The 21,934-nt window shown below is 58.9% G+C and carries 17 protein-coding genes, 1 tRNA gene and 2 pseudogenes; 12 read left to right on the top strand and 8 right to left on the bottom strand.

The genetic code is table 11. The annotated features are described in order from the left end of the window. The first annotated feature begins 195 nt into the window (after positions 1-195). The 5 genes from QMX78_RS05120 to QMX78_RS05140 all read left to right on the top strand — a co-directional run bounded on the left by QMX78_RS05120 (position 196) and on the right by QMX78_RS05140 (position 4,100). A tRNA-Gly gene (locus tag QMX78_RS05120) sits at positions 196-269 on the top strand. Between the two features lie 147 nt (positions 270-416). Further along, the gene (gene rimK, locus QMX78_RS05125; RefSeq protein ID WP_282267216.1) at positions 417-1,292 is read left to right on the top strand and encodes a 30S ribosomal protein S6--L-glutamate ligase; all 876 of its coding nucleotides are present in this window, start codon (positions 417-419) and stop codon (positions 1,290-1,292) included. A gap of 209 nt (positions 1,293-1,501) precedes the next feature. Then, positions 1,502-1,963 carry a hypothetical protein gene (locus QMX78_RS05130; RefSeq protein WP_282267218.1) on the top strand — a complete coding sequence of 154 codons (462 nt, stop codon included), beginning with the start codon at positions 1,502-1,504 and terminating at the stop codon, positions 1,961-1,963. Positions 1,964-2,089: 126 nt separating this feature from the next. Then, positions 2,090-2,767, top strand: coding sequence for a response regulator transcription factor (locus tag QMX78_RS05135; RefSeq protein ID WP_057629745.1), 678 nt, complete (start codon positions 2,090-2,092; stop codon positions 2,765-2,767). Next, positions 2,760-4,100, top strand: a complete 1,341-nt coding sequence (locus QMX78_RS05140; RefSeq protein ID WP_282267223.1) for a HAMP domain-containing sensor histidine kinase — start codon at positions 2,760-2,762, stop codon at positions 4,098-4,100. Before QMX78_RS05135 ends, QMX78_RS05140 begins: the two co-directional genes overlap by 8 nt. Positions 4,101-4,459: 359 nt before the next feature. Here QMX78_RS05140 and coaE read toward each other — a convergent pair whose 3' ends face one another. Genes coaE through QMX78_RS05155 form a run of 3 tightly spaced genes read right to left on the bottom strand, consistent with a single transcriptional unit; the run spans position 4,460 to position 7,264 of the window. Next, entirely contained in the window at positions 4,460-5,074 is a 615-nt protein-coding gene (gene coaE, locus QMX78_RS05145; protein ID WP_282267224.1) for a dephospho-CoA kinase, read from the bottom strand. A gap of 56 nt (positions 5,075-5,130) precedes the next feature. Further along, the gene (locus tag QMX78_RS05150; RefSeq protein WP_282267225.1) at positions 5,131-5,997 is read right to left on the bottom strand and encodes an A24 family peptidase; all 867 of its coding nucleotides are present in this window, start codon (positions 5,995-5,997) and stop codon (positions 5,131-5,133) included. A 7-nt stretch (positions 5,998-6,004) separates the two neighbouring features. After that, on the bottom strand, positions 6,005-7,264 hold the full coding sequence (locus QMX78_RS05155; protein ID WP_282267226.1) for a type II secretion system F family protein: 1,260 nt from the start codon (positions 7,262-7,264) through the stop codon (positions 6,005-6,007). Between the two features lie 477 nt (positions 7,265-7,741). Between QMX78_RS05155 and QMX78_RS05160 the strand changes: the two are divergent. The 5 genes and pseudogenes from QMX78_RS05160 to QMX78_RS05180 all read left to right on the top strand — a co-directional run. After that, positions 7,742-7,831, top strand: a pseudogene (locus tag QMX78_RS05160) (prepilin-type N-terminal cleavage/methylation domain-containing protein); the annotation flags it as partial. Positions 7,832-8,316: 485 nt separating this feature from the next. Further along, a pseudogene (locus QMX78_RS05165) lies at positions 8,317-8,409 on the top strand (prepilin-type N-terminal cleavage/methylation domain-containing protein); the annotation flags it as partial. Between the two features lie 403 nt (positions 8,410-8,812). Beyond that, entirely contained in the window at positions 8,813-10,675 is a 1,863-nt protein-coding gene (locus tag QMX78_RS05170; protein ID WP_282267227.1) for a hypothetical protein, read from the top strand. Between the two features lie 150 nt (positions 10,676-10,825). Next, on the top strand, positions 10,826-12,139 hold the full coding sequence (locus QMX78_RS05175; RefSeq protein ID WP_282267229.1) for a flippase: 1,314 nt from the start codon (positions 10,826-10,828) through the stop codon (positions 12,137-12,139). A gap of 141 nt (positions 12,140-12,280) precedes the next feature. Continuing rightward, positions 12,281-13,399 carry a class I SAM-dependent methyltransferase gene (locus tag QMX78_RS05180; protein ID WP_282267231.1) on the top strand — a complete coding sequence of 373 codons (1,119 nt, stop codon included), beginning with the start codon at positions 12,281-12,283 and terminating at the stop codon, positions 13,397-13,399. A gap of 14 nt (positions 13,400-13,413) precedes the next feature. Here the strand turns inward: QMX78_RS05180 and QMX78_RS05185 are convergent, their stop codons facing one another. From QMX78_RS05185 to QMX78_RS05200, 4 genes are all read right to left on the bottom strand, one after another. Further along, positions 13,414-14,169, bottom strand: a complete 756-nt coding sequence (locus QMX78_RS05185; protein ID WP_282267233.1) for a glycosyltransferase family 25 protein — start codon at positions 14,167-14,169, stop codon at positions 13,414-13,416. A gap of 76 nt (positions 14,170-14,245) precedes the next feature. Next, positions 14,246-15,271, bottom strand: a complete 1,026-nt coding sequence (locus QMX78_RS05190) for a glycosyltransferase family 4 protein (RefSeq protein ID WP_282267235.1) — start codon at positions 15,269-15,271, stop codon at positions 14,246-14,248. A 64-nt stretch (positions 15,272-15,335) separates the two neighbouring features. After that, a complete protein-coding gene (locus QMX78_RS05195) occupies positions 15,336-16,445 on the bottom strand; it encodes a glycosyltransferase (RefSeq protein ID WP_282267237.1) in 1,110 nt (369 codons plus the stop codon). Between the two features lie 76 nt (positions 16,446-16,521). Continuing rightward, positions 16,522-17,379 carry a glycosyltransferase family 2 protein gene (locus QMX78_RS05200; protein WP_282267239.1) on the bottom strand — a complete coding sequence of 286 codons (858 nt, stop codon included), beginning with the start codon at positions 17,377-17,379 and terminating at the stop codon, positions 16,522-16,524. A gap of 174 nt (positions 17,380-17,553) precedes the next feature. Here QMX78_RS05200 and galE point away from each other — a divergent pair, with 174 nt between their 5' ends. Next, on the top strand, positions 17,554-18,528 hold the full coding sequence (galE, locus tag QMX78_RS05205; RefSeq protein WP_282267241.1) for a UDP-glucose 4-epimerase GalE: 975 nt from the start codon (positions 17,554-17,556) through the stop codon (positions 18,526-18,528). 121 nt (positions 18,529-18,649) lie between these two features. Further along, a complete protein-coding gene (gene pilB, locus QMX78_RS05210; protein ID WP_282267243.1) occupies positions 18,650-20,380 on the top strand; it encodes a type IV-A pilus assembly ATPase PilB in 1,731 nt (576 codons plus the stop codon). 128 nt (positions 20,381-20,508) lie between these two features. Here the strand turns inward: pilB and QMX78_RS05215 are convergent, their stop codons facing one another. Further along, on the bottom strand, positions 20,509-21,909 hold the full coding sequence (locus QMX78_RS05215; protein WP_282267245.1) for a sigma-54 dependent transcriptional regulator: 1,401 nt from the start codon (positions 21,907-21,909) through the stop codon (positions 20,509-20,511). Positions 21,910-21,934: the final 25 nt, after the last annotated feature.

Below are 21,934 nucleotides of genomic sequence, written 5' to 3' on the forward strand. Positions count from 1 at the left end.
GGTAAGCGCAGCGCACCCGGGGTTGTTGTCGCGTTGATCGAGTTCCCGGGTGCGCTGCGCTTACCCGGGCTACGGCCTTGTAATCGGCATTGGTCCGCATGCAGAAGCGCCGGAGAAGGCTTTCTTGAGCCGGAAACGCGCAGTCGTGGACATTGCTTTGTCCCAGCGTGGCGCATAGACTTCAGCCTCGCCAAAGCGGGCGTAGCTCAATGGTAGAGCTGTAGCTTCCCAAGCTACTGACGAGGGTTCGATTCCCTTCGCCCGCTCCATTCCTGGCGGTTTTTCGGGAATGCGTGTGGCACGGTGGCGGGTCTCGCGTAGCCTGTCGATGAAGGCCCTTCCAACGGCGCGATCAAGATCATCCGGGACCGGTTACGCCGCGATATGCTGCGCGCCTACCGACCACTCCCGCCGCGATGAAACTGGCCATTCTTTCCCGTAACACCAAGCTGTACTCGACCCGTCGTCTGGTCGAAGCTGCACGCAGCCGCGGCCATACCGTGCGCATTCTCGATCCGCTGCGCTGTTATATGCGCATCACCTCCAGCGGCTTCGGCATGCACTACAAGGGCAAGGCCCTGACCGGGATAGACGCGGTGATCCCGCGCATCGGTTCCTCCATCACCCGCTACGGCACGGCGGTGCTGCGCCAGTTCGAGATGATGGGCGCGCGCACCCCCAATCCGTCCGATGCGATCCTGCGCGCGCGCGACAAGCTGCGCGCGCACCAGCTGCTGGCGGCCAAGGGCATCGACATGCCGGTGACGGTGTTCGGTGACAACCCGGACGATACCGATGACCTGCTGTCGATGCTGGGGCCGCCGCCGCATGTGGTGAAGCTCAGCGAAGGCACGCAGGGCAGGGGGGTGATCCTCACCGAGAAGCTCAGTGCCTCCAAGGGCACCGTCGAGGCCTTGCGAGGGCTGTACGCCAACTTCCTGGTGCAGGAATTCATCGCCGAGGCCCAGGGCGCGGACCTGCGTTGCCTGGTGGTGGGCGACCAGGTGGTGGCGACCATGCGCCGCCAGGCACAGGAAGGGGACTTCCGCTCCAACCTTCATGCCGGCGGCGTCGCCGAGCGGGTGGTCTGCAGCAAGGCCGAGCAGCAGGTGGCGATTCGTTCGGCCAAGGCACTGGGGCTGGGCATTGCCGGCGTCGACCTGATCCGTTCCAAGCGCGGGCCCCTGGTGCTGGAGGTCAATTCGACCCCGGGACTGGAGGGCATTGAGGGAGTCTCGGGGGACGATATCGCCGGGCGCATGATCGAGTACGTGACCAGCCTCAAGCGCTGAAGCCGGGATGCGATTTCTTTGCATGGTTTTAACAAGCCTTTAATCCGGCTGGTCCTAGCCTGTTTCCACTGTACCCAGCCCTCCTCAGTGGGTCCGGTGATCGGGAATTTTTAAGGCCCTGGCGGTTTCCGTCGGGGCCTTGTTTTTGCGTGAGTATTGTTGACTTGGAGGGCTGGGGTTAGAGTGCGAAAGATCACATGGAGGCGGTAATGGTGCGGAAGCTGATATTGGTTGGCCTTATCCTGGTTCCTGTTGCCGCGCTTGCAGCCAAGCCGGACCAGAGCTTGAGGCCAGACGTGCCTTTCCAGGTGCAGCAGGCCAACGTGCGCTCGGATCTCTCTGCTGGCGAGGTGTATTCAGAGATTGCCGCGGCCGACCGCGACAAGGTGCTGGCCGCACTGGACCGTGTCTCCGCCGTGGTGGGTGAGGGCACCGTCGATGCACTGCCGCCGGAACACAAGGAGTCAGCGCTCAAGGATCAGGAAATGGTCAATGCGGTTCTGGACAAGGCGCGCAGTGACAGCCGCTTGATCTGTACACGTGAGAAGCCCATGGGTTCGAACATGCCTGTACGACAGTGCCTCACGGCTGCCCAGCGCGAACGCAATCGCCAGAACACGCTCCAGTGGCAGACGACGGGTGGTGGGCGAAACGCTACTCTGGGTAACTGACCGGTTGCTATGGGTGTATGTTCGGGCAACGGGGTCGTGGGGCGTTAACGCGACCTATGTTGTAATTCTTGGCATACACAGGCATCCAATGCCTGCTATTCCTACAAATCGAAGGTAATCGCACACGTGCGCATTCTTGTAATCGAAGACAACAGCGACATTGCCGCCAATCTTGGCGACTACCTTGAGGACCGTGGCCATACGGTCGATTTCGCCGCCGATGGCGTGACTGGCCTGCATCTGGCCGTGGTGCACGAGTTCGATGCGATCGTGCTGGATCTCAACCTGCCGGGTATGGACGGCATCGAAGTCTGCCGCAAGCTGCGCAACGATGCGCGCAAGCAGACGCCGGTACTGATGCTTACTGCGCGTGACTCGCTGGACAACAAGCTGGCCGGTTTTGATTCCGGCGCCGATGACTACCTGATCAAACCGTTCGCATTGCAGGAAGTCGAGGTGCGGCTCAACGCATTGTCGCGCCGCGGCAAGGGCGCGCATACCCGCGTGCTGGAAGTTGGGGATCTGGAATACAACCTGGATACCCTGGAAGTCCGCCGACAGGGCAAGCTACTGCAGCTCAACCCGACTGCGTTGAAGATCCTGCAGGCGCTGATGGAGGCGTCCCCTGCGGTTGTTACCCGGCAGGAGCTGGAGACCCGCGTCTGGGGCGAAGAGCTGCCGGACTCGGATTCGTTGCGCGTGCACATCCATGGCCTGCGTGCGGTGGTCGACAAGCCGTTTGAAGTGCCGATGATCCAGACCCGTCACGGCATTGGTTATCGTATCTCCGCACCCGATGCCTGAATCAGCATTACCTGAGCCTGTTCGCAAGCGGGGGCGGTACCGTCGCCGCCTGCGCAGCCGCATCATCGTCTCGTTTGTGCTGTTGGGCTTTTGCCTGACGGCACTTTTTGCGTTTGCCACGAACTGGGCGCGGATGCGCGTGGAGAACCAGCTCGTCGAAGAGGTGATGAATCGCAACATCGATGAGTATGCACGTCGTTACTACGTCGACCCGACCCGCAATCCTGATTTTCCCGTGCAGCAGATCCGCGGGTTCTTCTATCCCAAGGATAAATTCGAGCGGGTGCGCGAGGAGCGTCCGGAATGGGCGGCGCTGCCAAACGGCAACCACAACGTAAGCGGTATTGACGAGACAGGTGTGCCGTTTGCCTACAAATTAGCGGTTCGCAAGGCGGATGATGCGTGGTTCTTCCTTGCTTACGACATGACAGAGAGCATCCGTGGCGAGCAGCAGCTCAAGCGCGCGTTGTTCTTCTCGGTAGTTGTGTTCAGTCTGCTTTCCTGGGTGTTGGGATGGTGGTCTGCTTCGCGGGTGATGCGGCCGGTGTCCGACCTGGCGGCGCGCCTGCGCGCCTATCGTGGTGGCAACACGCACCCCGAGCCGCTCGCACCACGCTTTCCCGATGATGAGGTGGGGCAGCTGGCCGAGGCGCTTGATGATTATTCTGCACGCCTGACCGAGGTGGTCCAGCGCGATCGCGAGTTCAATGCTGACGTCAGCCATGAACTGCGCACACCGCTGGCGGTCATCCGCGGGGCTACCGAACTGCTGTTGGCGCGCCCCAATCTGGATGACAAAGTGCTGCAGCGCCTGCAGCGTATCCAGCGTGCAGAGCAGCAATGCAGCGATCTGATTGGCTCGCTGCTGCTGTTGTCGCGCAATGAACGTGCACAAGGCAGCAGCAACGTCGCCCGGGTTGCCGAGCAGTTGCTGGAGTCACACCGTGCCCAGCTTGGTGGCAAGCCGCTGGAGCTGGCGCTGGAAGGATCACGCGAGCTGGTGATCGACGCGCCGGAGTCGGCGCTGTCGGTGGCGTTGGGTAACCTGATCGGCAATGCCGTCAAGTACTCGCAGGAAGGCCGGGTGCTGGTGCGGGTGGGTAGCAATGCCGTGGAAGTGATCGACAACGGCCCGGGCTTGAGCGAGAAAGATGCTGCCAGCCTGTTCCAGCGCGGCTATCGCGGGACCCATGCAGGGCATTCGCAGGGCGGCGGTATCGGTCTTTCCATTGTCAGCCGACTTTGCGCGCTCTACGGCTGGCAGGTGGATATCCGTCCGGGCACGGAGCGCGGTGTGATTGCGACGCTGACATTCTCGCCAGAGCAAGCCTGATCAGTGGGATCGCGGAGATGTCGGCCCATCTTCAGCTAACGGGGCGGCGAACCGCTGGTTCGCTGCTACTCGAATGGCCTTGCGGTGTTGCAATGCTGCTCACTTCAGCATTTGAGTCACCCGGAAGCCGATGTCAGGCCGCTGGTATTGGCGTTTTGTGGGAGCGGCGTAAGCCGCGAAGCAAACACATCATCAGACGATGGTGTGTTGGTAACGCCAGTTTCGCGGCTTACGCCGCTCCCACATGCAGACAGTGGGCCGCTGCATCGACTGCTCTGGATGCTGGCAACGTGGTGGCGCCGAAGTGAACAGCATCAGCTACGCAGAGCGGTGGCTCGCTCCTCAGTTGGTTTGAGTCATCACCCTGCCGTGGCAAGCTGCCGATAGTGTGCATCCAGTGCTTCGATATGTGCCTGGAGCGCATCCGGATGTCCATCGTTGACGATCACATCATCAGCCAGGGCCAAGCGCTGCGCGCGGCTGGCCTGGGCCTGGATCATGCGCTCGGCCAGTGCGGCATCGATGTTGTCGCGACTAAGCAGGCGCGCGTGCTGTACTTCTTCAGGTGCGTCCACTACCAGAACACGTTGCAGCCAAGGGTAGGTCGCCCGCCCGCCGGCTTCAGTGAGCAGTGGAATGGCCGCAATCGCATAGGGGCTGGCGGCTGCTTCGCAGATGCCGCGTACACGGGCGCGGATGGCGGGGTGGGTGATGGCTTCAAGCGCGCGGCGTTCGTCGGGGTTGGCGAACACGCGTTGACGTAGGTAAGCCCGGTCCAGGCTGCCATCGGCCTGCAGGACCTCGCTACCAAACAGCTCGCCAATCGCCGCAAGACCTGGGCTGCCAACTGCAACAACCTCTCGCGCTGCGATATCCGCATCTGCCACGGTAATGCCCAGGGCCTCGAAACGCCGGCTGACTTCACTCTTGCCCGAAGCGATGCCGCCGGTCAGTCCAACGATGAAGCTGCTCATGCAATGACTCCAAAACGACAATGGCCCTTGAGGGGGCCATTGTCGCTTGTGCCTGCTTATTGCTGTAGCCCAGCCAGGCGCATGTATCCGCCGATCATCTGGTCGCCCCACATGAAGACCAGCCAGCCAGCGATGGCCAGATAGGGGCCGAACGGGATAGGCGTGGCGCGGTCGCGACCGCGCGTGTACAGCCAGATCGAGCCGATGATGGCGCCGACCAGCGACGACAGCAGGATGATCGGCAGGATGCCCTTGAGGCCACACCAGGCCCCCAGCGCTGCAAGCAACTTGAAGTCGCCATGGCCCATGCCTTCCTTGCCGGTAATCTGCTTGTACAGCCACCAGACTGTCCACAACGACAGGTAGCCAAGCGCGGCGCCTATCAGTGCGGGCTTGGTGGGCATGTAGAGGTTGTCCATGCTGCCGATCAGGCCCAGCCACATCAATGGAATGGTGAGCTGGTCGGGTAGCAGCTGCGTGCGCAGGTCGATGCCGGATAGCGTTACCAGGAAGCAGCTCAGAACGATCGCGCCAAAGCCCTGCCAGCCGAAGCCGAACTGCCAGACACTGGCCAGCACCATTAACGCGGTGACCAGCTCCACGATCGGGTACTGGATGGAGATGGGTGCTTGGCAATGGCGACACTTGCCGCGTTGGATCAGCCAGCTGAACAGCGGGATGTTCTCGTACCAGCTGAGCTTGTGCTTGCAGTGCGGGCAGTGCGAAGGCTCGACCACGATGCCGGGCGGTGGCGGCTCATAGATATCGGGTTGCTCGAGGATTTCGCGCGCATCGCGCTTCCACTGCCACTCCATGCGCTTGGGCAAGCGCAGGATCACCACATTGAGGAAGCTGCCGATCAGCAGTCCCAGTCCGGCCGCGGCGGGGTAGCCGAGGCCGGGATGCTGGTCGAGAAATGCCATTTGCTAATTATCCAACAACAGATGCGAGCTTGAAGATTGGCAGGTACATGCCGACGACCATGCCACCAACGACCACGCCGATGAACACCATGATCAAAGGCTCCAGCAGGCTGCTCAGGGCGTCCACCGAGTTGTTGACCTCCTGCTCGAAGTACTCGGCCACCTTGAACAGCATCGTGTCCAGGGCGCCGGCTTCTTCGCCGATGGCTGTCATCTGCACCACCATGTGCGGGAACAGGTTTACCTGCTTCATCGCCATGTTGACCGGGTAGCCGACCGATACATCGTCACGCATTCGCAGGACGGCGATTTCATATGTTTTGTTGCCGGTGGCGCCAGCAACAATGCCCAGTGCTTCCACCAGCGGTACGCCAGCCTTGAAGGTAACGGCAGTCGTGCGGGCAAAACGGGCGATGGAGCTGTTATGCATGATCTGGCCGATCACCGGCACCTTGAGGATCAAGCGATCAAGCGTGTGCTGCATCTTGGGTGAGCGCTTGTAAAGGAAGGTCGTTCCGCCAACAACAATGATCACAAGCAGCAATAGCGCCCACCACCACTTCACCATGAAGCGGGACGCCGCGACGATCATCTGGGTGAATACGGGGAGGTCGGTGCCGAAGCTCTTGAAGATGTCCTCGAACTGGGGGACAACCCACAACAACAGAACGGAGCTGACCAGAAGGGCTACAGCGATCACCATGGCGGGGTAGAACAACGCCTTCTTGATCTTGCCTTTCAGCGTCTCCAGGTTCTCCTGGTAGTTGGCGATCGTCTCCAGCACGGTTTCCAGTACGCCGGCCCCTTCGCCAGCGCGCACCAGGTTGCGATACAGCTCATCAAACTGCACCGGGTGCTTGCTGATGGCTTCGTACAGGGACGAGCCGCCCTCCAGGTCAGCCCGGATCGTGCCAACCAGTTTGGCCATCCGCGGGTTTTTGTGGCCGCTGCCGATGATCTCCAATGCGCTGACAATGGGTACGCCGGACTTCATCATCGTCGCCATCTGGCGACTGAAGAACGCAATGTCCTTCGCCTTGACGGGTTTTCCGGCGGCCCCGAACAGCGGCTTGGGCTTGGGTTTGACCACGGTTGGGGTGATGCCCAGACGACGCAGCTCGGCCTTAAGCAGGTTCGCGTTCTTGGCGTCCTGTTCGCCCTTCATCTTCACGCCGCGCTTGTCTGTTCCCTCCCAGACGAACGGCAACATCTGGCTGGTGTTACGTCCAGCCGGCTCTTTATTGATCGCGTTGCGGGTAACGGCCATTTTTTCTCCCCGTCCGGCCATCCCCAGGCCAGACAACATCGGCATGGTAGCTCGTCAAACGGCTGTAGGCACAGTCTGGGGCAAGCTTTTTTTGGGGGGGGGCACATTGCAGTCCGCCGCCAAATGTTGAGCTGGCATCGACTGGTATCCCGGAGGGCGATTGTTCCCTCCGTGGATATGAAGTGGTGCTCCTTTTCCTGGGTCTGCTGCGGCACGGCCACTTCGAGCGAAGGGCCGGGACCCGGTTTGGCAGGTAGGGTTGTGCAATTGCGTCACAAAGTGACGCAGCGGGTCACCTTGTGGTGCCGTTCCTGAATCGCGGTCGCGGGGCTTCCTTTCTTCGGCGATGCTGCCATCATTGTCCATGGGGAGCAGGGGGCTGTTGGAAGGTTGGCACGCAATCTGCTTTGTAACCCCATGCGAGCAGGCATCTGTCTGCAACCATGTTCACAATCCAAACCTCTAGGGGATGTACTCATGAAGAAGCAACAGGGCTTTACCCTGATCGAATTGATGATCGTGGTTGCGATCATTGCCATTCTGGCCGCCATCGCGCTGCCGGCTTACAATAACTATCGCGTGAAGTCGGCTGACGGCGCCTGCCAGGCAGAAGCCAAGGCCTACATGAACTCGGCCGTTGCTGCTGCCCAGTCCGACATGACCGTTGAGGCTCCGAAGGTCAAGGCTTGCAGTTCGCCGTCCGCTGCTCTGACCGCCGCCGATGTCAGCAATGCTTCTCCGATCACCTTTGTGCCGAAGGCTCCGGGCAAGGCTTCGACCATCTGTATGGCTGACACCGCTACCTGCGGCAAGCCGGGTGCTGCTGCGCCGTAATTGTCTGCGCTTGCAGTGATGCCGAGAGACCCCTCCGTAAAGGAGGGGTTTTTTTTGAAGAGTTGCCAAGCTTGGTGAACCTTGCGATTTTGTGCCAGAAGCACGGCAATCTGCTTGCTGTGAGCTTGTCATGGTGGTTGATGCGACATCATCACAATCGCGGCTGTCAGGTTACTTGTTGACTGGGGTTTCAATGCGTCTTTTTGGGGGAAGAGGCTATGTCTAGATCCGTGAAAGGTTTCACCTTGATCGAGCTGATGATCGTCGTGGCGATCATCGCGATCTTGGCTGCAATCGCGTTGCCGGCATACAACCAGTATCGGATCAAGTCGGCCGAGGGTGCGTGCCAGATGGAAATGAAGAATTATGCAAACTTTGCGCTGGCGGCGCTATACAACGAGCTACCTCCCAGCGCGCCGCCGCAAAGTGCCTGCTCTGCTGCTGATACTGCCACCAACATGACTACGCCGATCATTGGCACCCCGAAAGGTCCTGGCAGCCGGCAGACCCGTTGTGATATGCAGACGGCCAACTGCGAGATCATTCGCTAGTTGCCAATGTGTTCGATTGGGTGATTCGTCCGGAGCCGCTGGCTTCGGGCGTTGAGTTGCAATTGCTTTCAAAGAGCATTGGTCCGGCATGCGGGTGGCTATCGGTGTACGCTGTCCAATCCTTATCTGCGGGTTCAGGCTGCCTGTGCGCTTTTTCAACACCATGACCCCGCGCCGTTTCATTCTCCTGGGCTTGATCTGCGGTTTGCTGGCGGGGCTGCTGTTCGTGCCGGGATTAAGTGGCAGTTTCATCCTAGATGATGGTTCCAACATCGTCGACAACCCTGGGGTGCATCTTCAGGAGCTGAGTATCCCTGCAATTCAAGGCGTGATTCTCAGTCCGCAGCCCGGTGGTCTAAGCCGGATTATGCCGACGCTTACATTTGCATTGGATTACTGGCGCGGCGGCGGTGAGCCCGGGGCGTTCAAGGCCACCAACATCATCATTCATGTGGTGACGGTTTGTGGATTGGCCTTGTTCCTGCACCTGCTCTTGCTGGCGGCGGGAGCGCACGACAGTGTTGCCAGGCTTGTTGCATTGCTGGTTGCCCTGGCATGGGCTGTTCATCCACTCCAAGTGTCGTCCGTGTTGTATGTGGTGCAGCGTATGCAGACGCTCGCAACACTGTTTCTGGTGCTAGCGATGTGGTGTTATCTGCGCGGCAGGTTGGCACAAGTACAAGGGGAATCAGGGCGCCGGAGTTTTCTGGTCAGCTTTATGCTGTGGCTGTTGGCACTGGGGTGCAAGGAAGATGCGGTTCTTTTGCCCGTCTATTGCTTGCTGATGGAGCTGACGGTGATGCAGTTCCGGTCGGCCAGCCCTGTTTTTTCACGTCGACTGCGGAACTGTTACCTGATGGCGGCCGCAGCGGGGTTGCTTTTCTATGCGCTTGTAGTCGTGCCGCACTATTGGGAATGGGGTAACTACCCGGGGCGGGACTTTTCCAGCTACGAGCGTTTGTTGACCCAGGCGCGCATCCTGGTGATGCACCTCGGGCAGATTGTAGTTCCGCTGCCGGCCAGCATGCCGTTCTACTACGACTGGGTTGTCCCATCACAGGGGGTGTTGCAGCCGGTGACAACCTTGCCATCAGTACTTTTGATTGTTGCTCTGTTGGGTGCAGCTTGGGGGTTACGTTTGCGGCGGCCGTTGTTCGCATTCGGTATTCTGCTTTTCTTCGCCAGCCACTTCGTTACCAGCAATGTCTTGAATCTGGAGCTGGCATTCGAGCACAGGAACCACCTCGGCCTAGTTGGTGTCGTGCTCGCGATGGCTGACATGCTGATGGCTTTGGCGCGGCGCCTGCGGATCACTCCAGCGGTTGAGCTGGGTCTCTGCGGCTTACTGCTTGCGTTGATGGCTAGTGCTACCGCGATGCGTGCCCATGACTGGGGTAGCAGGCTAGGTTTGGCGTTGGCCAGCAGCGAGTTGGCGCCCCATTCGGCGCGTGCATGGAATAGCCTCTGCCTGACCTACTATGCGATGGGTGGTGGCAAGCTGACGGATAACCCAAGGCTGGACGATGCGATCGATGCATGCGGTAAGGGAGCGGAAGCGGCTCCTTATTCGCTGACAAGCTTCACGAATCTGGTTGTTTTCAAGAGCGCGCGCGGCGACATTGGAGGGCAGGACTGGTCGAACTACTTGGAGCGCTTGCGCTCAGTGAGCATGGGGCCGGAAAATCGACAGTCGCTGTGGATTATTGTCAATAACGTACGCGCCGGGGTGCGTTTGGACGAAGATGGGCTCTTTGAGGCCCTGAACATCTTTCAGAAGCGGTTGCCATTGGGAAGTGGAGAGTTGACCGCGCTTGGTTATTTCGTACTTGGCCATACTGGGCAGCCGGATCGGGCTCTCAGCTATTTCCTGCTCGCGATGCAGGTGGCTGCACCTTCCGATCTGCTTGCTGCTGAGACCATCGTGGAGATGAGGCTTCAAGGGCGGGACGACTGGGCTGATAAGCTTGAGGATGTTTTGCGGCAGCGTGCGGTTAATATGCACTCGCTTGCTACGGAAGGTCGGTGAGGCGACGGGGGGCGCAGCCCCGCCGCTTGTGTCTGAGCGGATGTCTTGACGAGTGTTTCATGCGGTCTGTGTTGTCTGCCCAATAGCCGCGGGTTGCGCGGATTGCTAGTCCAGCCGGGAGGCAGCGGTTCCAGTATGTTGAAGGGAGTGATGGTCAAGTTGTTTGAAGGGGCTGGTGTGCTGCGGCGAGGGCTGCACCAGGGTCCTGAGCGCGGATCAGTTTTACGTTCAGTGCTAGCGACAACGTTGATCAGGCTTGCGAGCATTTTTCTGTCTTTTGTGGCAAGCCTGGTGATGGCAAGGGTCTTGGGAGTGGCGGATTACGGCATCTACTCATATGTGATGGCGATAGCCGCACTGCTTGGAGTGGCTGTGGCGCTTGGCTTTCCGCAGTATCTGGTGAGAGAAGCGTCCGCTCGGCCTGAATGGGTGCTTGGGCTGTGGCGCTGGGCGGATCGCGGAGTGATGCTTGCCGGCGTTGGGGGGGCGGCTCTGATGTTGTTGCTGGCATGGCGCGAGGATAGTGCGCGTCGTGGAATGGCTCTTGCGCTGGCAGCAGTGATACCGATGCTGACTGCTTTGTCTGAAGTCAGACGGGGTCTGCTTCAGGCCAGCGGCTTGGTCGTTCGCAGTCAGGCTGCGTTGCTGCTTATCGCGCCTCTATTTATGTTGACTGGTGTCTGTTGGCTTTGGCAGGTTGGCAGCGTGGTTGATGTTTGGCAGGTGATGTTACTGGGTGTGGCTGCCTGTGCAGTATCATTGGTGGTTACTAGTGTCCTGTTGCGGAGATCAGTGCGTGGGACAGAGCCGGTAGATATTGGCGACTCACGTGTTTTGAAAGTGGCGACGTCCATACGCTTCATGTGGCTTGGAGCGTTGTACATGTTGCTCAGCCGCACGGATCTTATAATGCTTGGGTTGCTGTCGAATGATGAGGACGCAGGCGTCTACGCGGTTGCTTCGCGGGCGGCTGATCTGGTTCCATTGTTATTGATGGCGGCGAACATTGTGATGGCGCCCCGTATCGCCAGCCTTTACCGTGACGGGGAATTGAGTCGTTTGCAGGAATTCCTGACTTCGATGATGAGGGTGGTTGTGTTGTGCTCGCTGCCACTTGCGTTGTTTCTGTTCATTGGCGCCAATTGGCTGCTGCGTTTCTTTTATGGCGACGCTTACTTGGACGGGGTTCCGGTGCTGAGGTTGTTGGTGGTCGCGCAGTTCGTCCTTGTGCTCGGGGGGCCATTGGGAACTATGTTGGAGATGACTGGCAATGAAAAATCTAGCTTGGCGGTCATGACCTGGGTTGTGCTGCTCAACGTGGTCTCTAACGCTGTGCTGATCCCTCCGCTCGGAGCAAGTGGGGCTGCTTTTGCTACATGCATAAGTGTGGTGCTTGGGCGGCTGTTGCTTTTGCGCAAGGTGCGGGCGCTACTTTCGGTGCGCGTCACGGCGCTGGGTTTTTAAGTGATGGCTGTCGAGGCAGTTCTTATCCGAGGGCACGTCTGCGAAGGTCGAGGTCTGGCAAGCGGCCACCTCGCCAAATACCTTGAGCAAATCCATTGCATGCTATCGGCGCAACCCCGGCCAGGCTCCTTGAACATCATCATGGAACGCCCTATCAAACTTTCCAGCCTGGCTGGTACGTGGTTGGATAGGAATGAAGGGCGAATGGTATGGAAGGCGCGAATCAATGGGTACGACGTGTTGTTGTATCGTTGGCTGGATTGTCCGCTATCAGTGGTTGAGGTCATCAGTGATTTACATCTACGTACTGCCTTGAATCTCAACGAGTCTGCTACGGTGACATTGGATATAGCCTCCGATAGCCTTGATGATATCGAGATGCGCGAGAGGATTGGGTGGCTGTTCCTCTGGTGGGGGCGATCCAAACTGTACTACCGTGGGAACTATCATGACTGGACTGTGTCGCTGCAGAGATATTTTGATGGAAAGCTGGGTGCTTGGGGGGTGATGAAGGTGATGATCAAGAGAGTGATTAATTTATTTTCGCGCGGGATTGGGCGGCTCTACGCCAAGCCCAACGCGGATCAGTTCGGCTCCTTTGTCCGGAAGGTTACAGGCGAAGGCCCAGTTGGGCGGCTTGATCGTTTGCTCAACCTTCTCGCTTATACCAAGACTTCGGGGAGCCCATACTCTGCCCAGCAGTACCCGGCTGGTTATCACACGTTGACCTTGGGGGATGTTGTGGTAGCTGGTCAGCGGCTACCCGCGGCGCGGCTCGATTTGTTGCCATTATCATTGAGCGGTATGACGGTGCTCGATATTGGATGCAATCAAGGTGGCATGCTTTTCGAGGCACAACAGCGCGGCATCAATTGGGGGGTTGGTGTCGACTATGATCCACGGATGGTGAATGCGGCTAGCAAGGCGGCTCAATACCGCAGTGTCACCAACTTGGATTTCTTCGTCTTTGACTTGGAGAAGGAGCAGCTGTCCCTGCTGGCCGATTTTCTTCCCGAGGCGAAGGTCGATTTGGTTTTTTTGCTCTCGGTATGTATGTGGATCAAGAACTGGCGGGAAGTGATCGAGTTCTGTTCACGGTTCGCGCCTTATATGCTTTTCGAAAGCAATGGTAGTGACCAGCAGCAGGATGGGCAGTTTGATTGCCTGAAGAAGAACTTTAAAACGGTTACCACTCTGCAGGATACGTCCGAAGATGACAGTGGGCAGAAGAAGCGAAGGCTCTATTTCTGCGCACAGTGATTTAGCGTTTGCATTTATTCTATTCGTGTCAATCCAAGTTTGCGGTGTAGTGTTCTTAGTAGAATTTTTGAAAAGAGTCGATGCAAAATGGTAACGATTCCATCCTGGTATATTCTTGATAGTTCGGTTGCTGGCGCGGATCGCGCTCGTTCCCTTTCGATGTTGCTGTCGGATAGGTCAAGTGGGTGGGCAATGCGTTTGATGTAGTAGAAACTGGTCCAGGCGTGGAAGTATCGTCCCCAGTTGTCGGAAAGGTGCAGAGACTTGCGTTGCGACGTGAGTATTCTCTGTGCTGACGGTCTGGTGACGCAGTAGCAGCAGGCACGTGTAAAGAATTTCTTGGCTATACTTGGGATTTGATAGACGCTGGCAATCTGGGTGGATCGGCCATAGTTGTATATTTGGCCTCTCAATCCCTCCTGTCCGCCGCAGAGTAGGAAAGTATCGCTTGGAAGCTGCTTTATCGCGTTGGCTATCGCTGCGATATCGCTGTCATCTCCAATGGCGTCATCCTCCAGAATCAAGGCGTAGGGGGCTCCGGACGCAAGAAAGGCCTCAAGAGCCTTGGTATGGCTGATTGCACACCCCAATTCAGGTGTCGTGAGATTGTCATCGAAATTGCGGATGTCATAGATTTGCGAAAGCACGTTCCGGTTCGTGAGGCGGATTCCTTCTATATGCTCGAAATCCTCATAGCTGCAAGCAAAGCGCTTGCGCATCTGCTCGCGCCGATGCTGATCTTCTGCGAGTGAGATGAGATAGACCTTCATGACCTGCGATTCCATCTTCTAAGCGGCGCCTCGGTGCGCGTGCGTGAATTCATCGATTCTTGGCGAGTTGCCTGTTTTATTGACTGAAGTTATATTTCGATATCACTCGCGCGTAGATGTCAATGTAGGCATCCAGGCTGTGCTTATTGAACCGTTGTAGAATCTGCTCACGGCGACACTTCATTTGCTCTAGTGTGGGCGGGCTCTGCGAACGTAGATTTCTGGCTGCGTTCGCCAAAGACGCTACATCATCAACTGGCACAAGCGTTCCGGCGCCGGCCATTGCGACTTCGGTTAGGGCGCTGGTGTTGAAGCCCAGGAATGGCTTGCCGCAAACCGCCGCCTCCAGAGCGGTATAGCCGAAACCCTCGTAGCGTGAGAGTGAAACAACGGCGTCGCAACGCTGGAACTCGCCGACCAGTTGTTGATCGGTGACCCTACCCAACGGGTACAGGTTCGGTAGGGATCGGCAATTCGGTGGTGATCCCGTGCACCTGATCTGAAAGTCGGAGCCCAAGGATTTGGCGAACGTCGGGAGAAGGTCGGCGCCTTTGCGCCGGGAGTGGCATCCTGCCATGAAGAGGATAAATGGCTGGTTGTGCGCCGATGGCGCCAGTTCAGGGAGGCAGAAAGTCTCTTCCTCGATCCAGTTTTCTATAACCGAGACGTCGGCGCGTTCGGAGAAACTCTTCAACGTTTTTTTTACGTAGTTTGAGACGGTGGTCACCGCATCGGCACGCAATATGGCGCGGCGCTCTCTGGGGAGGATAACAAGTCGATGGTAGGCGGCTTGCGAACGAGAGCGGAAAGGGTCGTATGCTGCGTCGTGTACTAGATGATGGACGGTTGCGACGACTGGTAGTGCTTTGGGCCAGAACCGTTGGGGTAGCCAGCTGTTGATATGGCTCACGTTCGCCCATGCTGGTGGTTGAGCGATAGCTGTAAGCATAGGGAAGTATTCCGAGTGCAAGGGAAACCAGGTAATTTCGGTACGAATTCCTCTGGAGTTTAGTCCGTTGCACAAACGCAGGGTGAAGGTGTCAGAGCCTGTGCCGGTACGAATCGTTGGTAGCCACACCGCTGGAGTTGAGGTGGTACTCATGGTTGTCGCTTGTAAAAGGGCGGGCGCTGATGAAGCGTGGTTGAGTTCGATGGAGGCTTACTTTCTATTTGGATCTTTCGAGGCCTTCGAGGATATCGCCGTACCTGTGTGCTATGTTTTCCCAGTCGAAATCTCTCATTATTTGCTTGTGCCACTCAGGCTTGGTGTGCGTGAGGGAGGGGGGGCGCTGCAGGGCGGCCAGTAGAGCGATGGAAAGGGCGTCGATGCTGTCATTTGCGGCAAAATTGATTGGTGCTGTTGCCGGTAGAGCAACTTGCAGGGCAATGTTTGGGGCTGAGGCCACTGGGCAGCCGCAACCCAGCGCTTCTATTGCCACCAAGCCAAGGCCTTCAGGGGCGGCATCACTTCCTGACGGGCAAATCAAGGCGGCGGCTGCCCGGAGCATTGTTGCGATTTCTGTTGAGCCCCTTCGGCCGTGGAAACGTATTTTTGACTGAATCCCGAGCTGGGCGGCTATTCGTTCAAATCCTACCCGTGCGGGCCCATCGCCGACGACATCGAGTGTCAGTTCCGGGACTATCTGCAGTGCTTTGGAGAATGCGAGTAGGGCGTGATCTGGTCGCTTGGAATCAATGAGTCTGCCGACATAAATGACTCTTGAGGACCGGGGAATATGTGCGTCTGCGTGAAACGTGCGTGCCAGATCCACTCCCATCGGCAGTATTTTTACGCTTTGGATTCCTTCGGCCAGAAGGGTATCTCTTACACGGGCACCTACTGCGGTTATCGCATTCGCGTCTTTCGCGATAAGTCGTCTTAGACGCTGCCAGCAGAAGCCTCGCAAGCCCAGTACATCAGTGCCATGTGCGGTAATGCAGTAAGGGACGTTGCCGTGGGTAAGTGCTGCAACCAGTGCGCCTGGAACCAGCCAGTGAGCGTGGATGATGTCAGCGCCATGCCTACGCCTGAATCCCCAAACCTGCCACATCCAGGCAATTAGGTAGCTTGGGAGCAGTAACATTTTCCATGGTCTTGCCTTGATGTTAGCGACCAGACCTCCGCCGTACACCAGTGTCTGCAATGCCGATGGCGCGTAGCGGTAGCGAAAAACCTTGACGCCATCCATGTCTTCAATTGCTTTCGCGCCGGGGGCCATTGAGGTTGATACCACCACCTCAAATCGATCGGTCAGGCGAGATGCCAGTTGATGCACGAACGATGGCTCGGCATCTCCCCGCCACCGCGGATAAGTTGATGTCAGTACCAGTAGGCGAGGTTTGATCCTGCTCTCAGTCATTGCGGCGATAGGTCAGATTGGTGATCTGCTCTGAAATGAGCCCAATCATGAAGATGATTACTGCGGCGCTGAATAGCAGCGCGCTCATGTTCGTAAAACGATGCTCTACGGCGAAGGTATATGCGTAATAGCCGAGGCCGATAAAGAAGAAGGTCATGGCTACCGGCGCAAACAACTTGAGCGGCGAATAAAGCGTTGCGATCTTGAAAATGATCAGCAGGAACCGGATGCCATCCTTGATCGGGCGAATATGGCTGCCATTGCCCATCCGCTTGGCGACTGGAATCGGCACATAGGCAACAGGGTAGGCGCTGCGGAAGAATGCCATGGTGCTGGTGGTCGGGTAGCTGAAGCCATTGGGCAGCAGGTGCAGGAACTCGCGGAACCGGTCGGCTCTTACCGCGCGAAAACCCGAGGTCAGGTCGAGGATCTTGTGGCCTGTCATGTGACTGGCAAGCTTGTTATAGAACGCGTTGGCCAAACCGCGGTGGCGGTTGGCCTGGCCGGTGCTGTCGCGGGCGCCCACCACCATGTCGTAGCCGTCGTCCAGCTTTGCCAGCAATTGCTGGATATGCTCAGCACGGTGTTGGCCGTCCGCGTCCATGAATACCAGGATTCTGCCGCGTGCGGCGCGTGCGCCACGTTTGATGGCGGCACCATTGCCCATCGAGTAAGGGCTACTGAGTACGTTGGCCCCCAGTTCTGCCGCGATGCTGGCAGTAGCGTCGGTCGAGCCATCATTCACCACGATGATCTCCGCCGCTGGATACGCCGCTCGCAAGTCAGGCAAGGTGCGTTTCAGCCCCTCGGCCTCGTTCTTGGCAGGCAGGATGATGCTCAGTTCTTGCACGATTGTTTACCGGTAGTTCTCCCCGCGGCCATAGTAGCCGGGTTCGTGCCGCGTGGTGTGGCTTCGGCTGGGGTTGGGGCATGGGTAGTGCGTACAATTGGCTTGTTGGTCCGCTCTGGCGTGGGTTTGGCGCTGCGGGTCGGTTTGATAAGGGTGACCGCCCTGGGAGAGGCAATGCAGGTTCTGGTTTGTGGTGGGGCGGGATACATTGGCAGCCATATGGCTCGCTTGCTGGCTGAGCAGGGGATCACGGTGGTGGTGCTGGATGACCTGTCCACCGGGCATCAGCAGGCCGTGCAATGGGGTGAGTTGATCCAGGCCGATCTGCTGGACCAGGCTGCAGTGGACCAAGCCTTTGAAGGGCGCCGGTTTGAGGCGGTGTTCCATTTCGCCGCTCGTTCGCTGGTGGGCGAGTCGATAGCACAGCCGTATGGCTACTATCGCAGCAACGTGGTCGGGACATTGAACCTGCTCGATGCCATGCGGCGGCATGATGTGCGGAAATTCATTTTTTCCTCCAGTGCGGCGGTGTATGGCCGGCCGCTGGCTGGGCTGATCGACGAAGATCACCCGCGACAGCCGATCAACCCTTATGGCAGCAGCAAGCTTATGGTGGAGCAGGTGCTCACCGACGCCGCCCATGCTTACGGCCTGCGCTCGGTTGCGTTGCGTTACTTCAACGCGGCCGGTGCGGCGCGCGATGCGCGGATTGGCGAATCGCACGCCTGCGAAACCCATCTGGTTCCCAATGTGCTGCGCTCGGTGCTGGGGACGGTACCGCCGTTGATGGTATTTGGCGATGACTACGAAACCATCGATGGCACCTGCGTGCGTGATTACGTCCATGTGGAGGATCTCGCTCAGGCACACCTGACGGCGTTGCAGTTCCTTAGCTCGGCCGAAGGGGCACATGTCTTCAACCTGGGCAACGGGCAAGGTTTTTCTGTGCGACAGGTGATTGATGCGGCAGCTGCCGTCGTGGGCCGGGCGGTGCCGTACACGGTGGCCGCACGGCGTGCAGGGGATCCGGAGGTGCTCGTGGCTTCCAGCCGGAAGGCCAGTGATGTGCTGGGTTGGCAGCCGCGCTACACGGATCTGGCCGAGATCATTGAATCGGCTTGGCGCTGGCATCGGACCCAGCCGTGGTGAGCTGCTGACCGGGTGACTTCCTCGGCAGGCTTCGCTCCGATGACGTGTATTGGCTGGGGATGCGTGCATGAACGGCGGCTCTGGGTACAATTGACCCGTTACCGTCCGGCCAGGGGAAACCATGAATACTGCTGTCACCGCCAACTTGGTTGGCATCACCGGCATCGCCCGTCGTCTGGTCCAGGACGGGGCGCTGGAAGAATCGGTGGCTCGCACCGCCATGGCCCAGGCGGGTGAGGCCAAGGTGCCGTTGGCGCAGTGGCTGGCTGACAAGAAGCTGGTGAGTGCCTCGCATATGGCCGCTGCCAATGCGATGGAGTTCGGTATGCCGTTGCTGGACGTGTCGGTGTTCGATCCCAACCAGAATGCGATCAAGCTGGTCAGCGAGGAATTGCTGCGCAAGCATCATGTGTTGCCGCTGTTCAAGCGTGGCGGCAAGCTCTTCATCGGCACCAGCAACCCGACCCAGCAGCTGGATGAGATCAAGTTCCAGACCAACCTGGTGGTCGAGCCTATTCTGGTCGATGAGGAGCAGATCCGACGTACCTTGGGTCTTTGGTTGGCCAGCAACGAGTCGCTGGGAGAAGGTCTTGGTGGCGACGATGAAGGCATGGGCGACCTGGATATCGCTGCCGGCGATGAGGACATGGGGGGCGGTGGCGACACCGGAGTCGATGCCAAGGGTGATGACACTCCGGTCGTCAAATTCGTCAACAAGGCCCTGGTGGACGCGATCCGCAAGGGGGCCTCGGATATTCACTTCGAGCCCTATGAAGATGACTACCGGGTACGTTTTCGTATCGATGGCCTGCTCAAGACCGTAGCCAAGGCACCGGTCAAGTTGAACCAGCGCATCGCCGCGCGTCTGAAGGTGATGTCGCAGTTGGACATCGCCGAGAAACGCGTGCCGCAGGACGGGCGCATCAAGCTCAATCTGTCCAAGACCAAGCAGATCGACTTCCGTGTAAGTACCTTGCCGACCTTGTTCGGTGAGAAGATCGTGCTGCGTATCCTCGACGGCAGCGCTGCCAAGCTCGGTATCGACAAGCTGGGTTACGAGCCGGATCAGCAGAAGCTGTTTCTGGATGCCATCCACAAGCCTTACGGCATGGTGCTGGTCACCGGCCCCACCGGTTCGGGTAAGACGGTGTCGCTGTATACCGCGTTGGGCATCCTCAACGACGACACCCGCAATATCTCCACCGCCGAGGATCCGGTTGAAATCCGCCTGCCTGGCGTGAACCAGGTGCAGCAGAACAACAAGCGCGGCATGACCTTTGCGGCGGCGCTGCGTTCGTTCCTGCGACAGGATCCGGACATCATCATGGTCGGCGAAATCCGTGACCTTGAGACCGCCGAAATCGCGATCAAGGCCGCACAGACCGGCCACATGGTGCTGTCCACGCTGCATACCAACGATGCGCCGCAGACCATCGCGCGCCTGATGAACATGGGCATCGCGCCCTACAACATCACCTCGTCGGTGACCTTGGTGATCGCCCAGCGTCTGGCGCGGCGCCTGTGCAGCAACTGCAAGCGTCCGCAGCAGTTGCCGGAGAACGCGCTGCTGGCCGAAGGCTTTACCGCCGAGCAGATCGCCAAGGGTATAAATCTCCATGAGCCGGTCGGCTGCGAGGAGTGCACCGAAGGCTACAAGGGCCGTACCGGTATCTACCAGGTGATGCCGATGACCGACGACATTGCGGCGATCGTTCTGCAGGGCGGCAATGCGATGGATATTGCTGAAGCTGCGCAGAAGATCGGCGTCAATGACCTGCGGCAATCGGCATTGGTGAAGGCGGCGCAGGGCATTACCAGCCTGGCCGAGATCAACCGCGTCACCAAGGACTAAGCCCTGCATTGCCGAGCCATGCTCGGCAATGTTTGGCATTTGTAGTGCCGAGCCATGCTCGGCAGAGGCGTTGCCAGTGATGCTCTTGCCGAGCATGGCTCGGCTCTACCTGGCTTTCAGGGGCTTGCTTATTCCATGCCCAGCTTTTTCAGCTTGTAGCGCAGGGCGCGGAAGGTGATGCCGAGTTGGGCTGCGGTCTTGGTCTTGTTCCAGCGGTTTTCTTCCAGGGCCTTCTGGATCACCGTGCGCTCCATCTGCTCGATGTAGGAGGGCAGGGCAGCGCTGGCCGGGTCGATGTCGACAACGGCTTCCTGGGGGACGGCAGCAGGTGCCGGGGGCTCGCTGCTGGGAAGGCGTGGCGTGGCGCTTTGCGACTGTGGCAAGCGCAGGTCGCTGGCATCGATGCAGTCGCTGTCGGCCAGGGCCAGCGAGCGCTCAAGGATATTCTCCAGTTCGCGGACATTACCCGGGAAGGAGTAGGCATCCAATGCTTCCAGTGCCGACGCCGCCAGTCGCGGTGGTTTTTGCCCCTGTGCCAGCGCCAGGCGATTCAGGATGGTGCTCGCGAGCTGCGGCAGGTCACCGCGGCGTTCGCGCAGCGGTGGCACCCGCAATTCAATGACGTTGATGCGGTAGTACAGGTCGTGGCGGAAGCGCCCGTCCTGCACCAGGGTGCCCAGGTCTTTGTGGGTGGCTGAGAGGATGCGCACGTCCACGGTGACTTCAGTGGCGGCGCCTACCGGGCGTACCGATTTTTCCTGGATTGCGCGCAGCAGCTTGACTTGCATCTGCAGGGGCAGCTCGGCGACTTCATCCAGGAACAAGGTGCCGCCACTGGCTGCCTGGAACAGGCCGGGCTTGTCGGCGTGGGCGCCGGTGAAGCTGCCCTTGCGATGGCCGAAGAACTCGCTCTCCATCAGTTCGCTGGGGATGGCGCCGCAGTTGACCGGGATGAACGGGCCGGCTGCGCGCGCGCCCTGGTCGTGGATGGTACGGGCGACCAGTTCCTTGCCGACGCCTGATTCGCCCAGGATGTAGACCGGTGCCTGACTGCGTGCGACTTTGCTGATGGTCGCGCGCAACTCATCCATTGCCGGCGAGCTGCCGAGCAGGCGGGTGGCGTTTTCCGGCGGTGGCGGGGTGCTGGGACGGGCTTCGTTGTTCAACTCGATGGCATGCCGGACCAGGCCGCGCAGCACATTGATGTCCACCGGCTTGCTGACGAAATCGAAAGCGCCGGCTTTCAGGGCTTCCACCGCCAGGTCCATGCTGCCAAAGGCAGTGATCATCGCCACGGGAGTGGAGGGATGGTCGCGGTTGATCTCGGTGACCAGCTCGATGCCATTGCCGTCGGGCAGGCGCATGTCGGTCAGGCACAGGTCGAAATGGTTGCTGGCCAGCAGTTCCCGGGCTTCGGCGAGGTTGGCGGCGGTACTGATCCGTAAGCCCATCCGGCCAAGGGTAAGGACCAGCAGCTCACGGATGTCGCGTTCGTCATCGACGATCAGGGCGCTATGTGTTGCGTTCATGAATGGAACGATAGCCGAGGTGGAG

It is taken from the genome of Stenotrophomonas sp. PS02298 (assembly GCF_029959445.1).
Classification (GTDB): Bacteria; Pseudomonadota; Gammaproteobacteria; order Xanthomonadales; family Xanthomonadaceae; genus Stenotrophomonas.

What these genes read in the sequence shown, in the direction of transcription:
- rimK (WP_282267216.1), top strand. Translation starts at nt 417, where the DNA reads ATGAAACTGGCCATTCTTTCCCGTAACACCAAGCTGTACTCGACCCGT.
- QMX78_RS05130 (WP_282267218.1), top strand. Translation starts at nt 1,502, where the DNA reads ATGGTGCGGAAGCTGATATTGGTTGGCCTTATCCTGGTTCCTGTTGCC.
- QMX78_RS05140 (WP_282267223.1), top strand. Translation starts at nt 2,760, where the DNA reads ATGCCTGAATCAGCATTACCTGAGCCTGTTCGCAAGCGGGGGCGGTAC.
- coaE (WP_282267224.1), bottom strand. Translation starts at nt 5,074, where the DNA reads ATGAGCAGCTTCATCGTTGGACTGACCGGCGGCATCGCTTCGGGCAAG.
- QMX78_RS05150 (WP_282267225.1), bottom strand. Translation starts at nt 5,997, where the DNA reads ATGGCATTTCTCGACCAGCATCCCGGCCTCGGCTACCCCGCCGCGGCC.
- QMX78_RS05155 (WP_282267226.1), bottom strand. Translation starts at nt 7,264, where the DNA reads ATGGCCGTTACCCGCAACGCGATCAATAAAGAGCCGGCTGGACGTAAC.
- QMX78_RS05170 (WP_282267227.1), top strand. Translation starts at nt 8,813, where the DNA reads ATGACCCCGCGCCGTTTCATTCTCCTGGGCTTGATCTGCGGTTTGCTG.
- QMX78_RS05175 (WP_282267229.1), top strand. Translation starts at nt 10,826, where the DNA reads ATGGTCAAGTTGTTTGAAGGGGCTGGTGTGCTGCGGCGAGGGCTGCAC.
- QMX78_RS05180 (WP_282267231.1), top strand. Translation starts at nt 12,281, where the DNA reads ATGGAACGCCCTATCAAACTTTCCAGCCTGGCTGGTACGTGGTTGGAT.
- QMX78_RS05185 (WP_282267233.1), bottom strand. Translation starts at nt 14,169, where the DNA reads ATGAAGGTCTATCTCATCTCACTCGCAGAAGATCAGCATCGGCGCGAG.
- QMX78_RS05190 (WP_282267235.1), bottom strand. Translation starts at nt 15,271, where the DNA reads ATGAGTACCACCTCAACTCCAGCGGTGTGGCTACCAACGATTCGTACC.
- galE (WP_282267241.1), top strand. Translation starts at nt 17,554, where the DNA reads ATGCAGGTTCTGGTTTGTGGTGGGGCGGGATACATTGGCAGCCATATG.
- pilB (WP_282267243.1), top strand. Translation starts at nt 18,650, where the DNA reads ATGAATACTGCTGTCACCGCCAACTTGGTTGGCATCACCGGCATCGCC.
- QMX78_RS05215 (WP_282267245.1), bottom strand. Translation starts at nt 21,909, where the DNA reads ATGAACGCAACACATAGCGCCCTGATCGTCGATGACGAACGCGACATC.